General features: G+C 48.2%; 6 protein-coding genes. 5 read left to right on the plus strand and 1 reads right to left on the minus strand.

The window, feature by feature from the left end:
* Positions 1-108 precede the first annotated feature (108 nt).
* From HGH92_RS23770 to HGH92_RS23790, 5 genes are read left to right on the plus strand one after another with little or no spacing between them, the layout of a single operon-like run.
* Positions 109-3,246 (plus strand): SusC/RagA family TonB-linked outer membrane protein, encoded by a 3,138-nt coding sequence (locus HGH92_RS23770; protein WP_211092729.1) that lies wholly within the window; start codon positions 109-111, stop codon positions 3,244-3,246.
* 11 nt (positions 3,247-3,257) lie between these two features.
* A complete protein-coding gene (locus tag HGH92_RS23775; RefSeq protein WP_211092730.1) occupies positions 3,258-5,135 on the plus strand; it encodes a RagB/SusD family nutrient uptake outer membrane protein in 1,878 nt (625 codons plus the stop codon).
* 55 nt (positions 5,136-5,190) lie between these two features.
* Positions 5,191-8,001, plus strand: coding sequence for a SusC/RagA family TonB-linked outer membrane protein (locus HGH92_RS23780; RefSeq protein ID WP_211092731.1), 2,811 nt, complete (start codon positions 5,191-5,193; stop codon positions 7,999-8,001).
* A 33-nt stretch (positions 8,002-8,034) separates the two neighbouring features.
* Entirely contained in the window at positions 8,035-9,804 is a 1,770-nt protein-coding gene (locus tag HGH92_RS23785) for a RagB/SusD family nutrient uptake outer membrane protein (protein ID WP_168873316.1), read from the plus strand.
* A gap of 52 nt (positions 9,805-9,856) precedes the next feature.
* On the plus strand, positions 9,857-10,807 hold the full coding sequence (locus HGH92_RS23790) for a DUF5627 domain-containing protein (protein ID WP_168873317.1): 951 nt from the start codon (positions 9,857-9,859) through the stop codon (positions 10,805-10,807).
* Positions 10,808-10,884: 77 nt separating this feature from the next.
* Here HGH92_RS23790 and HGH92_RS23795 read toward each other — a convergent pair whose 3' ends face one another.
* Positions 10,885-15,006 carry a hybrid sensor histidine kinase/response regulator transcription factor gene (locus HGH92_RS23795; protein ID WP_168873318.1) on the minus strand — a complete coding sequence of 1,374 codons (4,122 nt, stop codon included), beginning with the start codon at positions 15,004-15,006 and terminating at the stop codon, positions 10,885-10,887.
* Positions 15,007-15,072 lie beyond the last annotated feature (66 nt).

Genomic DNA, 15,072 nt, shown 5'->3' on the forward strand with positions numbered 1-15,072 from the left:
ATACTGTCTTTTATCGCATTGTGATTGTTCCTGCCGGTATTCCGGCGTGACGGCCTTTTACCGGCTGTCAGGACCCGTATTGCCCTAACATTAAATATTCTGAATTCCATGTTTAAAATGATTCTTTCGCAGATGTCATGGAAATGGCTGGCACTGATTGCGCTAATGCTGTCGGCAGTACCTGGCTATTCACCATTACACGCCCAGGATGCAGGTGTGGTCCGGGGAGTAGTGCTGGATGAAAAAAAGACGCCCATCCCTGGTATAACGATACTGGTAAAAGAAACGAAGGTCAGCACCAGTACTGACGGTGATGGTAGGTTCCTCATTCATGTTCCGTCCGGCAAACAGGTGCTCGTTTTTAGTTACATAGGAAAAGTGACCCAGGAGGTAAATATCCTAACCCGGCCGGAGATAACTGTTTATATGAAAGACAAGGTAGTGGGTCTGGAAGATGTAGTGGTGGTGGGCTATGGCCGTCAGAAACAGGCCAGTGTGGTTGCTGCTGTTTCGCAAACTTCCGGCAAGGTGCTTGAACGGGCGGGCGGCGTATCAAATATCGGTGCTGCCCTCACCGGAAATGTGCCCGGGCTGATTACCGCCCAGAGCACCGGTCTGCCCGGCGAAGAAGATCCCCAGCTGATTGTCCGCGGTCTCAGCACCTGGAATAACAGTAACCCGCTGATACTGGTGGATGGGGTGGAACGTCCTATGAACAGTGTGGATATTGGTTCTGTAGAAACAGTAACCGTACTGAAAGATGCTTCGGCGACCGCGGTATTTGGTTCACGGGGCGCCAACGGCGTTATCCTCATTACCACCAAAAGAGGAAAAGCAGGGAAGGCTTCAATCCGTGCAACGGTCAACACCACACTGAAAGCTCCTTCTAAATTACCCGGTAAGGCAGATTCCTATAATGCCCTGCGTACCGTTAATGAAGCTATCGAGTATGAACTGGCATTAAAGCCTGAAAGCTGGAATAACTATTACCCCCAGGCCATTTTAGATAAATACCGGCATCCGGCTAACCTGGAAGAAGCAGAACGTTATCCCAATGTAGACTGGGCAAAGACCTTATTCAAAAATTACGCGATGTCACAAAATGCCAATGTGAATATCAGCGGAGGGACACGTTTTGTCAAATACTTCACCAGCGCAGACTTTCTGCATGAAGGCGATCTTTTCAAAATTTATGATAACAAACGCGGGTATAAACCCGGTTTCGGCTTCAACCGCGTGAATGTCCGGTCTAACCTGGATTTTCAATTAACATCTTCTACACTCTTTAAAGTAAATCTTGCCGGGTCGTACGGCGTAAGGAAAAGTCCGTGGGGATTTTCAGGAAACCAGTACGGATCGTGGATAGACGCCTATACCACCGCGCCGGACGTGTTCCTGCCGGTATATGCCGACGGTTCCTGGGGATATTATGCGCCTAATGAAGGAAGGGCGGAGAATTCGGCGAGAAACCTGGCGGTAGGCGGTATTCAATATCAGACCACTACCCGCATTACCACCGATTTTACGGTTGAACAAAACCTGGATATGCTACTCCATGGCCTGAAGTTTAACGGCACGCTTTCTATGGACAACACTTTTGTGGAAAGCAACAGAGGGGTAAATGATCTTTACAATGATGTGCAACGGAAATGGATTGATCCGGCTACAGGAAATGTATTTTACAGAAGCGCCTTTGACGGCGTTACTAATTTCGATTTCCAGGAAGGGGCAAAATGGTCGCCGGCGGCCGGCGCCGTGACCGATAACCAGCGCAGGTTGTTTTACCAGTTGCAGCTGAATTATGCTAGGACAATCGCAAAAAAACACAATGTAACAGCCATGGGGCTGCTGAACCGTAATGTTACAGCCTATGGCAGCATGATACCTTCGTACCGGGAAGATTGGGTGTTTCGTACCACTTATACCTACAACGACAAGTATACATTTGAGTACAATGGCGCCTATAACGGCTCTGAAAAATTTGCGCCTAAATACCGTTTTGCCTTCTTTTCGTCCGGCGGCGTGAACTGGATCGTTTCCAATGAGAAATTCATGCAGAACATCAGGTTCCTTGACCTGCTGAAAATCCGTGCTTCATACGGACAAACAGGTTTTGATAATGTGGCGGGCCGCTTCTTATACCTCACTGACTGGGCATACGGCGGTCAGGCACGACTGGGCACCACGGGTGAAGGCGCTGAGCAAAGCCCGTACAACTGGTACCGGGAAGCCGCCGTAGGTAATCCCAACGTGCAATGGGAGCAGGCGGAAAAAATCAACGTGGGCACCGATTTTGAATTATTCAATGGATTTATAAAAGGCAAGGCTGATTTCTTTCAGGATAAGCGCTCTAAAATATTATTGGCCAACCGCACTTCTGTACCTTCTTATTATGGTGCCACGCCACCCGTGGCTAACCTGGGCAGGGTAAATTCCCAGGGTTATGAGCTGGAGCTGCACTTCAACTACCAGGCAACTAAACAAACCCGGGTTTGGGCCGATCTGAATATGACCCATACAAAAAATAAAATCATCGAGGCTGATAACCCCGCATTGCTGCCGGCCTATCAGAAATCAGAAGGCATGCAGATTGGTCAGGCTTATTCTTACGTGAGCCAGGGATTTTATAACACCTGGGATGAGCTGTACGGGAGCACCATGCACAATACCAACGATAATCAGAAGTTACCGGGCAATTACTATCTCGTGGATTACAATGGCGATGGGGTGATTGATGCACGTGATAATATCCCTTACGGGCATAGCGGTTGGCCTGCCAATACCTATAATGCCACTTTGGGCGTAGACTGGAAAGGGCTGAGTGTCTTTGTTCAGTTCTATGCGGCCAATGACGTTACCCGTCAGGTGGTCTTTAACAGCCTGTCATCCCAGGGGCATACCGTTTATAATGAAGGCACTTACTGGTCAAAGAACAACCCTGGTGCAGACGTGCCAATGCCCCGCTGGTTGTCAACGCCGGCAGATTATTACCGGGGTACGCAATATATGTTTGATGGTTCCTATCTGCGATTAAAGAACGCTGAAATTGCCTATACGTTTAATACAGGATTTATCAAACGTGCGGGACTTGAATCGCTGAGACTATATCTCAATGGCAATAACCTGGCGGCCTGGAGCAAAATGCCGGATGACCGCGAATCAAACTTTGCCGGTACCGGTTGGGCATCGCAGGGAGCTTACCCCACTGTAAAACGTTATAATCTCGGCGCCAATTTAACCTTCTAAATATGACCGTTGTGAATAAATATATAAAGCTGTTAGTGGCCACCTTGGGCTTGACTGTCTTTCTTGGCCTGACATCCTGCACAAAATTCCTCGACAGGGAACCACAATCTGTCGTATCGGCAGATAATGCCTTTAAAACCTTCATCAGTTTCCAGGGATATACGGAAGAACTCTATCATTGTATACCGGATTTTACCAACGCTTACTGGACAAATTCCTGGAACTGGGGCGAAGATGAAATTCAATCGACCTCGCGGGATTTTCACTTCATTATAAAAATCGATAACGGTGATTTCTGGGGCTGGCAATCGCAATTCGATGGCTGGCAGGCTGGCTGGATGGACCGGAACAATACCAGCACCAATGACGACCGGTTTGCAAAATCATTGTGGAAGCTGGGCTGGTACGGCATTCGTAAAGCCAATATGGGCCTCGAGAATCTCAACTATCTCACCGATGCCACCCAGGAAGAAAAAGACCTCATCAAAGGCCAGCTGTTGTTTTTCAGGGGATGGTTTCATTTTATGTTCATTCAGTATTTCGGTGGCCTGCCGTACATTGATAAAGTACTTCCCGGCGATCAGAAGTTAACACTGCCCCGCCTCAAATACAGCGAATGTGCAGATAAGGCCGCCGCCGATTTCGCCGAGGCGGCAAGGCTACTGCCGGTGAACTGGGACAATACCACCGCCGGTAAAAGGACGCTGGGGAAAAATCAGCTGCGTATTAATAAGATCATGGCACTGGGTTACCTCGGTAAAAATTATTTGTGGGCAGGAAGTCCCCTGATGAATTATGTATCTACCGGCAGTAAAGCATATAACGCAACCTACTGTCAGAAGGCGGCCGAGGCTTTTGGTGAACTATTGCAACGCTGCGAGTCGGGCGACGCGCCATACAGCCTTGTGGATTTTTCAAAGTACTATACTAATTTCTATAGCGCCGGCCAGAACTGGCTGATGCCGGGAGGCACGGAAGCTATTTTTCGCGGCCCTTACTACGGCGCACATGGCTCTACCTATGGCACCGCAAAACAGTATGGCTCCGCTTTGCTGACAGGAGAAACCATCACCTTTGCGCCAACTGCCAACTATGTGGATTACTATGGCATGGCTAACGGGCTGCCCATTAAAGACATCACACAGGCAGACCCGGAATCAGGTTACGATCCGGCATATCCCTGGAAGGGAAGGGACCCCCGTTTTTATAATGATATCGTTTTCGATGGCGTGAAATGTGTGCAGGGCGCCACCACGGATGAAAACAACCGCTATGCGAATCTCTTCACCGGTGGCAGTTACCGCGATGTCAGCAGCGCCAGCCGGTCCGGCTATTTACTCCACAAGTTTGTACCCATGACCGCTAATCGGTTTGATAACGGCTGGAGCTACGACAAGGCGCTCAATATCCATTTGCCTTACATGCGTCTGGCAGACGTATACCTGATGTATGCAGAAGCGGCTGCTGAAGGGTATGGATCTGCAGCAGGAAAATCCGGTAATTATAACAAAACGGCATTAGACGCCATCAATACCATCCGTGACCGGGCGGGAGCAGGACATGTGGCTCCGCGCTTTACTGGCGCGCTGGACGAATTTATGAGCGAAGTTCGGCGCGAACGGGCAGTGGAACTCGCTTTTGAAGGTCATCGTTTTAATGATCTGAGAAGGTGGATGTTGCTGATACAGCGGCCGTATACCCTGAAAAAATCAGTAGAATTTGACCGGTCGTCCACGTTCAGTACGGCCGATCCCAGGAATAACAAGGTGCTCAACTTACGTGAAGCTGTAATCCTGGAGCGGAAATATTCAGAGAAACACTATTGGCTGCCGCTGAAAAATGCGGATGCCAATATGTACCTGGATTTTAAACAGAATCCCGGTTGGTAAAACGCGCAGTTCCTGCTTGTACCGTTACCGCTAATTTCAAAAATTCATGAACCAGATGAAAGCATTAATAGCCGCTATTGTATTGACAGGCCTCGTGCAGACGGCACAGGCACAGGACACTACTGGCATCATTATATCAAACCTTCCTGACAGCAATACCGCGCAGGCGGCATTCCGCAGATTGAATAAAAATGAACTGCCGGGTGGCATTTCAGTGGTGGACGTAGCATCACAAATGACACAAAACTATATGAACTACAGCCTCGAAAATATGGAGAGCTGGGCCAATGGTTTTAACGGCAATAGTATGTGGGGAATGGGAAGTTACCTGCTCGTGATCGACGGAGTACCCCGTGAGGCCACCAATGTGTTGCCCACTGAAATAGAACAGATTTCATTTCTCAAAGGGGTGAATGCAGTAGCATTATATGGCAGCCGGGCTGCGAAAGGCGTGATATATATTACTACGAAAAGAGGAAAAGCCGGCAACCAGCGGATAGACGTAAGGGCAAATGGAGGGACCATGGTGCCTAAAGCCTATCCCGCATACCTGGGATCAGCCGAGTATATGACGCTCTATAATGAGGCACGCCGTAATGACGGGCTCACAGACCTGTATACCCCTGAAACTATTGCCCAATATGCCTCCGGTAAAAATAAATACAGGTATCCCGACGTAGATTATTATTCAGATGAATACCTTAAAAAATTTTTTAGCCGTTACGATGTAACGGCAGAGATATCAGGAGGAAATAATAAAGCCCGCTATTATACCAATATCGGCTATCAGACTACCGGATCGTTGCTCAACTTTGGAGAGGCCCGCCAAAATGGAAAATCGGACCGCCTCAATCTGCGTGGTAACGTAGACGTTAACCTGAATGATTATATTTCCTGTAATATAGATGCCGGCGCCATCTTTTATACCGGAAGAGGCGTAAATACCGATTATTGGGGCAGTGCGGCCACGTTGCGGCCTTATCGTTTTGCGCCACTTGTTCCTATAGATATGCTACGGCCGGATGATGAAGCATCCAATGTGCTGGTGAAGAACAGTAACCATATTATTGACGGGAAGTATCTGCTGGGCGGCACGCAGCTGGACCAGACCAATCCTTTTGCCGCTATCTATGCCGGTGGCAACAACCGGTATATAAGCCGGCAATTCCTGTTTAATACCGGTGTGAATGCAGACCTCAGGAATTTGCTGAAAGGGCTTTCCTTCCACGCTACGTTTGCGGTGGATTATAATACATCCTATAATCTCGCTTACAATAACAGTTATGCCGTATATGCGCCAACCTGGAGCACGTCTTCCGATAAGGATGTGATCAGCAGTCTTACGCAGTATGGACAAGATGCAACGTCCGGTGTGCAGAATGTGAGCAACAGCTGGTACCGTCAAACCATTGCTGCCACCGGTCAGTTCAATTACCTGAATACTATCGGTGATAAGCATCATCTCTCTGCTGTTTTGCTGGTGAATGGTTTTCAGCAGTCGGAGTCTGCGATTTATCATCGCACCAGTAATGCCAACCTGGGTTTGCAACTGGGCTATAATTTCAGCAATACCTACTATGTTGATTTCAGCAGTGCCATGGTCCACAGTGCGAAACTGCCAGTAGGAAACCGGAATGCTTTCTCTCCAACAGTGTCACTCGGCTGGCGAATCAGTAATGCGCCTTTTCTGCGGAGCGTATCAGCGATCGATGACCTTCGTTTGACTGCTGCGGCAGGGGTGTTGCACACTGACCTGGATATTTTATCCTACTATTTGTACCAGGGGGCCTATACCACCCAGGGCAGCTGGTTTGGCTGGAAAGACGGTACCGGTGTACAGGCTACCGAGTCGCGTCGGGGAGCTAACCCTGATATGCGTTTCCCTAAGAGAGAAGAATTCAGCATTGGCCTGGATGGCTCTTTCTTTCATCAGTTGATAAAACTGAACGGTAATTTCTTTATCAATAAAATCACCGGCAACATCATACAGCCGGATGTACTTTATCCTTCCTACTTTACCACCGGGTTCCCGTTATCCTCTTTCATTCCCTATATCAATTATAATGATGATAAGCGGGTGGGTTTTGACTTCAACCTCAGTTTTCATAATAAGTTGAGAGAGGTCAGCTATACTATCGGGTTGGTAGGCAGTTACTACAAAACTATGGCCACGAAACGAGCAGAATTATATGCTGACGACTATCAACGCCGCCAGGGAAAACCACTGGATGCCATATGGGGATTACAAAGCCAGGGATTTTTCCGTGATGAGAATGATATTAAAAATTCTCCTGCCCAGGCTTTTGGCCAGGTAAAACCGGGTGATATCAAATATAAAGATCAAAACGGTGACGGGATCATTGATGCCCGTGATGAAGTGTACCTCGGCCGTGCCGGCTGGTTTGGTTCTCCGCTTACGCTGGGCATCAATCTGAGCGCCAGGTGGAGGAATTTCTCTTTTCTGGCCCTGGGGGTGGGCCGCTTTGGCGCATACGATATGAAGAATAATTCCTGGTTTTGGGTTGCCGGAGAAAGTAAATATTCCACTATCGTGAGAGACCGCTGGACACCGGAAACAGCAGAAACCGCCACGTATCCCCGCCTGACTACGCTCGCCAGCGATAATAATTTCCGCAATTCAGATTTCTGGTTGTATAAAACCAATCGCATAGACCTGGAGAAAGTGCAGGTTTCCTATGATATGAGCGGTTTGCTGGGTAAAAAGAAAGTGTTGAAAGAAATGGGAGTATATGTCAGTGCTTTTAACCTGCTAACGATATCGGCAGAACGAAAAGTGTTGGAAATGAATGTAGGCGGTGCTCCGCAAACACGCCTGTATAATCTGGGTATAAAGGGATCATTTTAAACTTTTTCATTCGCATAATTAAGTTCCCGTTTTATGAAAATAAATATTGTCATTTTACTGGCCTGTCTGTTGCTGGTGACTGGCTGCAAAGATCTGCTGGTGCCGGAAATTGAAAATATCCGGGACCTGAATCCGGGTAAATATCCTCCCAATGACGCGGCGCTGCCATTTGGCGTATTGCTCAACGGTTATAACCGGATACCCACTAATTCCTGGTCATTTAATGATGTGGCCACTGACGACGCAGTGACAAATGACCAGAGCAACAGTTTCCTGAAAATAGCGAACGGACAGTGGACGGCCAATAACAATCCGTTGAGCCAGTGGACCAACGCCTATGCGGCTATCCAGTATCTTAACATCGTCTTGCGCGACGTGGATACGGTACGCTGGGTGTCAGATCCCATAGTAAGTAAATTATTTGCCATGCGGATAAAAGGGGAGGCCGCCGGTTTGCGCGCTCTTTTCTATTACCATCTGCTGCAGGCCCACGCCGGTGTATCTGAAAGCGGCGCTGTGCTGGGAGTACCCATTATTACCGCAGTGCAGGGGCCTAATGCTGATTTCAATACGCCCAGGGCAACCTTTGAGGCTTGTATGAAACAAATTTACAGTGACCTGTCGATGGCGGACGATTTGCTTCCGCTGGATTACGAAAATATTGCAGGTGCCGCATTCATTCCTGCGAAGTATGGCACTATTACCAAAGAGCAGTATGACCGTGCTTTCGGCTCCGCTTTCCGGGGATTCTTCACGGGGCGCGTAGCAAAGGCAATCCGGTCAAAGGCCGCATTACTGGCTGCCAGTCCGGCTTTCAGTGCAGGTAGCACCACTACCTGGGCCGATGCGGCCGACTATGCAGGAGAAGTGCTTTATCTGAAAGGTGGCGTCAGCGCTTTGGCTTCCAATGGCCTTACCTGGTATGCCAATGCAAGTGAAATTGCCGGTCTCGCTGATGGCGCCAACCCCGCTGAAATACTCTGGAGGAACAATTACGGCGATAACCGCGACCTGGAGCAGGCTAACTATCCACCGGGACTGTTTGGCAATGGGCGTATCAATCCAACACAAAACCTGGTAGACGCTTTTCCTATGGCTAACGGAATACCGATTACCAATACCGGCAGCGGTTATGATGCAACGAAACCATACGCCAATAGAGACCCCCGGCTACGCATGTTTATTTTAGTGAATGGCGGTACCGCCGGGCCGAATAATACCGTCATCAGTACTGCTGCGGACGGTGGCACAAATGATGGGCTCAACATAGTGGGAACATCTACCAGGACCGGTTATTATCTCCGCAAGCTGTTGCGGCAGGACGTAAACCTGAATCCTACTTCCACCAACAACCAGCGGCACTACAAGCCGCATATCCGGTATACGGAGATTTTTCTCAACTACGCAGAGGCGGCCAATGAAGCCTGGGGCCCGTTAGGAGCCGGAAGGTATGGCATCTCCGCCTATGATGTGATCAGGGCTATCCGGAAAAGAGCCGGTGTAGGCACCACCAATGGCGATGCCTGGCTGGAAGAAGCGAAAGGCAGTAAAGACCTGATGAGAGACCTTATCAGGAATGAGCGGAGAATAGAATTGTGCTTTGAAGGGTTTCGCTTCTGGGACCTGCGCCGCTGGAAGGTGGACCTTGGCGAAACGGCTAGGGGAGTGAGCATAAAGAATAATGTTTCGGCCGTGATAAATGTGGAGCCCAGGCAGTTCCAGCCATTCATGGCTTATGGCCCCATACCTTATGGAGAAATACTGAAGTTTGGCGCGCTGGAACAAAACAAAGGCTGGCGTTAATAAAAAGCAGGACAGGTGATCATTTTTAATTGATTTTTTGAAAACAGCAAAGATGAAAAAGTTTTTAATGCCCGTGGTATTACTGCTGCTCGCAGCATGTAACAAAAACGTAACGTTTCCCGACTATCCTTATCAAACGGTATACTTCGCTTATCAATACCCCGTGCGCACCATCACTTTCGGAGAAGATATCTTCAGCACAGAGCTGGATAACCAGCGGAAATGTAAAATCATGGCTGCAACGGGTGGTGTTTATTACAGCAAAAACGATGTGAACATCAGTATAGCGGTAGATAATACCCTGTTGGGGAACGGGTTGCTGTTTGGCGCCGGTAAAGATGAGATTCTGCCCATGCCCGCTAAGTATTATTCATTGGCAGACAACAAAATCATTATTCCCAAAGGCAGCCTGGCCGGCGGCGTGGAAGTGCAGCTGGCGGACGCCTTTTTTAATGATCCGAAGGCAATTAAGAATACCTATGTGATTCCATTACGTATAACCGATAAATCAGGCGCGGATTCTGTCCTGAGCGGAAAAGATTTTATTCTGTATGCCGTCAAATACGTGAATGAGTGGCATGGTAACTACCTGCGCAGAGGGAAAGATGTTGTATCAGGAAGCGTAAATCAAACCATCGTGCGGCATAAGGAGTATGTGGAAAAAGATGAGGTCAATAAGTTAAGTACAAGGTCCATGAAGGAACTGGAGTTTCCGGTAGTATACAAAGACAAAGACGGCAATAACATCAACTGTACGTTGCTGCTCTCCTTCCAGGACGGCGGGAAATGTACGGTTTCTGCAGTAACCGCCAATATCAGCGCTACGGGAGATGGACAATTTGTAAAGAGGGGAGAGAAGAACAGCTGGGGAAACAAAGACCGCGATGCGCTTTATCTTACCTACCAGGTTACCCTGCCTGGTATGCAGGTGTCTTCATCGGACACGCTGGTACTCAGGGACCGGTCTGTCACCATGGAAACATTTACGCCTGTGAGTAAATAATATTTCACCCCTGACGAAGGCACAAAATGATAACAGCCCCTGTTTGCCACGGGGCTGTTATCATTTTGGCTGTTTGACTACTCAAGCGCCTTATCCCTTTGCATCCTGGCCATAAATTCGGAGGGCAGCACATTGTATTTTGCCTTGAATGATTTGGCGAAATAGTTGGGCGTGGAGAAGCCTACCTGATAGGCGATTTCAGCAATGGTCAGGTCACTTTTTTTCATCAGCATGGCGGCTTTTTCCAAGCGGTAAGACCGGATATATTCTACCGGGGTCTGGCCGGTTAATTCCAGTAATTTATTGTACAGCGAACTCCTGCTCATCCCTAGTTCCTTGCTCAGGCTTTCGACCGAAAGTTGGGAATCTGTCAGGTTTTCTTCCAGGTGGCCCGCGATCCGCGCCATTAACTTTTCTTCCGATGATACCTTTTCAATTTCAGGCGCAAGTAATTTTATTTGTTTGGTATACGTGTTTTTCAGGGTGTGGTTGAGATGCAGGAGGTTTCTGATCTTGGCATGCAGTATTTCGAAGTTAAATGGTTTGGTAATATAGTCGTTGGCGCCTGTTGCCAGTCCAGCGATCTGTTGGGCTTCATGGGTGAGCGCGGTGAGCAATATTACCGGTATATGACTGGTCCGTTTATCCGACTTTAACTTTTGCAATAAGCTGATACCATCCATTTGCGGCATAGTGATATCACTGACGATCAAATGCGGATGCTGTAACAGGGCTTTTTGCCAGCCGTCTTTCCCATTGGCGGCTTCTATTATTTTGTAATTCCTGCAAAGGTTATCTTTAAGATAGAACCGGAAGTCGTCATTGTCTTCCACGATGAGTACAACAGCCTTGTCCTGACTGTCCGGCAATTCCCCGCGGGCCTGCGATGCTGCTGCTGCCTGTTCCTGCGGTGTTGTTTCAGCGACGGACAACAACGGATGGTCAGGCGGCGCCTGTTTTGCCGGGTTTTCTGCTACTGCTTTCAATGGCAGTTCTATGGTGAATGTAGCGCCCTGTCCCGGTTCGCTGTCTACGTCAATTGTGCCGCCATGTATTGTTACAAATTCTTTCGTAATAGACAGGCCTATGCCGATTCCCTGGTTTAATATGGTGGAAGCGGTATCTGTCTGAAAGAAATGTTCGAAGATCCTGTCTTTTTTATCTTTGGGAATGCCGACGCCGGTATCTTTTACTGTTATCCGGACCCATTGCAGGCAGGCAGCTTCATCTGCGTTCAACAGCTGCAGCGTGACGGTAACCGCGCCTTTTTCCGATGTAAACTTAAAGGCGTTGGAGAGCAGATTGAAAAGGATACGTTCTGTTTTGTCATGGTCAAATAGAACATACAGTACTTCGGGGCCACTGATAAAAGTGAATTGTATGTTCTTTCTTTCGGCAAAATCACGGAAAGAGTCTGTAACCTCCCTGATAAAAGCTACAAAATCTCCCGCTGTCGGCTGTAGTTTTAGCTCCTGTTCTTCCATTCTCCTGAAGTCCAGTAATTGGTTGACCAGGTTAAGCAGCCGCCTGGAATTTCTTTTGATCATGTTTAGCCTGTCGAGGCGGGGACCGCTGCTTTCTCCACTAATGAGCTGTTCCACCGGGCCCATGATCAGTGAAATGGGTGTTCTGAAATCATGGCTGAGGTTGGTGAGGAATTTAATTTTAAGCCGGTCGATGTCTTGTAGTCTTTTTACTTCCAGCCTTTCCTGTTCCAGCAGGAATTTTTTCCTTATCCGCTTAATGCCGAGGTAACGGCTATATAGCAATAACAGGCAAATGGCGCAGACATAAAAGACGTATGCATAGATAGTACGCCAAAAGGGCGGGCGGACGTGGATTTTTATGGTGGTGTCCCTGCTGCTCCAGATTCCATCGTTGTTAGCGGCTTTGACGTGGAAGGTGTATTCTCCGGGATCAAGGTTCGTATAGGCGGCACTGTTGGCTGTGCCGGTATAGTTCCAGTCTTTATCAAATCCATCGAGTTTGTAGGCGTAATGGTTTTCGGTGGGAAGGGTATAGTTGAGCGCTACAAAACTGATGACAAAGTTTTGTTTGTAGGCCAGGCGGATGTTGTCGGCTACAGCAATATGTGCTGTAAGGGGACCGTCCTCATCGGGAAGTATCGATTTGTTGGATACCTTTAAATCTGTCAGCAGTACGGCCGGCGCATGTTTATTGAGGGTAAGGTCGGAGGGCGTAAAGTAATTAATGCCTTCCAGTCCGCCGAACATCAGGTCTCCGTCAGACAGGCGTATCCCGGAGTTATGAACGAAGTTGTTATTTTGAACGCCGTTATAGCGTGTATAGTTTCTGAATTTTTTTGACTCAACATGAAAACTGCTGATGCCCATGTTGGTACTTAGCCAGATAATACCGCTTTTATCTTCAATGATTTTGTAAATGGTCACGTTTTGCAGGCCGTCTTTTTCGGAAAAATTGATAAACCTTTTTTGCGTTTTGTCAAAATAACTCAGGCCGCCAAAGGTGCCTGCCCACATACGGCCTTTACTGTCGCACAACAATGTTTGCACTTTGTCACTGGGCAACAGGCTGTTGCTTTGCGTATAGATGTCCCACTGGCCCGTGCCCGGATAATAAACACCAACGCCGCCTCCATGGGTGCCGATCCAGATATTGCCTTCCGTATCTTCCTCAATGGCCCTGATATATCCGTTAAACGGCAGCTTTTTCTCATTGGGCCTGGTAGGGTCGGGATGAGGAGTATACCTGGTAACGACCTGCTCATTTTTGAGAACGTTCAGCCCTTCTCCGTTGGTGCCAACCCAAACGTTGCCTTTACTGTCTTCCTTTAGGCAAAAAATATCATTGGCGCCGGGATGGTCGCTCCCCGCGACTTTTGTAAGGTATTTATAGCTGCCGGTAGCGCTGTTTATGATAAGCAGGCCCAATGCATACGTGCCGATGTATAGTTTTTTGTCGCGGGTGTACTGGAGGGCCATAATGGCCGCTTTATTACCCTTTACCGGCAGCGGGATGTCAATGGGACGGACTTTCCCTGTTTTGCGGTTGAATTCAAACATGCCTCCGCCGTCGGTGGCCACAAAAACATTGCCTTCGCTGTTTTCCGCAAAGGCAGTGACAATGGACGACTGACGGCTATTTTCATGAAAAGCGGTACCTGGTTTAAAATTAAAGAGGTGCAGGTTCTTGTCATATTTATTAATCCCGCCCCTGAAAGTGCCTAACCAATAAATGCCCTGGTTGTCGTTATAGATACATCTTATCGACTGGTTGGTAAGACTGTAAATGTTCTCATCGGAGGGAAGATATTGATCAACAGTGTTTGTCCGGGTATTTAGCACCATGAGCCCTTCTTCGGTACCAATCCATAGCTGATGGTCTTTGTCAGGCCTGATGCAGTTAATTAATTTATTGTTCAGGAGCGGGATGGTATGATATGGGGAGATGCTGGTGCCGTCGGGTTGCAATGTATACAGTCCTGTGGCGGTGCCAACCCATATCTGTCCGTCATGGTCGCCTGTAATTGACTTGATTTCGTTATCCTGGCTGGTACACCCGGTTTTGTTGTTGGCTATCCGTTTTACGGCACCGGTGGAGGGGGTATATCGGTACAGGCCATGAGTGGTACCAATCCAGATCTGTTGGTTTCGGTCAACAAAAAGGCAGCGGGGGTTCAGTTTTGTCTCCTGGCCCTCTTCTCCAGCTACCAGATTGATCTGGGAAATATGACGGCTGCCAGGCGTGAGCTTAAATAGATGTTCGAACTGTGCGATCCATATGTTACCGGACGTATCGCTGGATATATCCAGTATTACCGCGTTAGGGGGCAACTGCGGGGCATCTGCGTGCAGGGGGAAGTGAACGAAGGCGTCCTTTTTACGGTCGTATAAACTTAGCCCGCCGCCACTGGTACCTATCCAGAGGTTGCCGGCTTCGTCTTCATGCAGCGTCAGTATCTCGTTGGCTCTCAGGCTGGAAACGTCATCCGGGCGATGACGGTAAACAGTAAAGTGTGTGCCGTCAAATTTATTTAATCCATCATCGGTAGCAAACCACATCAAACCATAGTGGTCCTTCGTGATGGCATTTACCCCATTGGATACCAGTCCGTCTTTAGCGGTAAGCGAAGTGAAGTTGAGATGTCCGGTTTGGGTCCGACCGGTTTTAGCAAGGCATAGTAAACAGCACAGGAACGTAAATGTATATTTACACATATGGAGCGATCATTAAAAAACGAGATGTTGGTTGAATGGTAATAACGTGGTCCTTTGTATCTCAAT

The sequence above is a fragment of the Chitinophaga varians genome, assembly GCF_012641275.1.
GTDB classification, from domain to species: Bacteria; Bacteroidota; Bacteroidia; order Chitinophagales; family Chitinophagaceae; genus Chitinophaga; species Chitinophaga varians_A.

Coding starts and splice junctions, on each gene's coding strand:
- HGH92_RS23770 (WP_211092729.1), top strand. CDS start 109: ATGTTTAAAATGATTCTTTCGCAGATGTCATGGAAATGGCTGGCACTG.
- HGH92_RS23780 (WP_211092731.1), top strand. CDS start 5,191: ATGAAAGCATTAATAGCCGCTATTGTATTGACAGGCCTCGTGCAGACG.
- HGH92_RS23785 (WP_168873316.1), top strand. CDS start 8,035: ATGAAAATAAATATTGTCATTTTACTGGCCTGTCTGTTGCTGGTGACT.
- HGH92_RS23790 (WP_168873317.1), top strand. CDS start 9,857: ATGAAAAAGTTTTTAATGCCCGTGGTATTACTGCTGCTCGCAGCATGT.
- HGH92_RS23795 (WP_168873318.1), bottom strand. CDS start 15,006: ATGTGTAAATATACATTTACGTTCCTGTGCTGTTTACTATGCCTTGCT.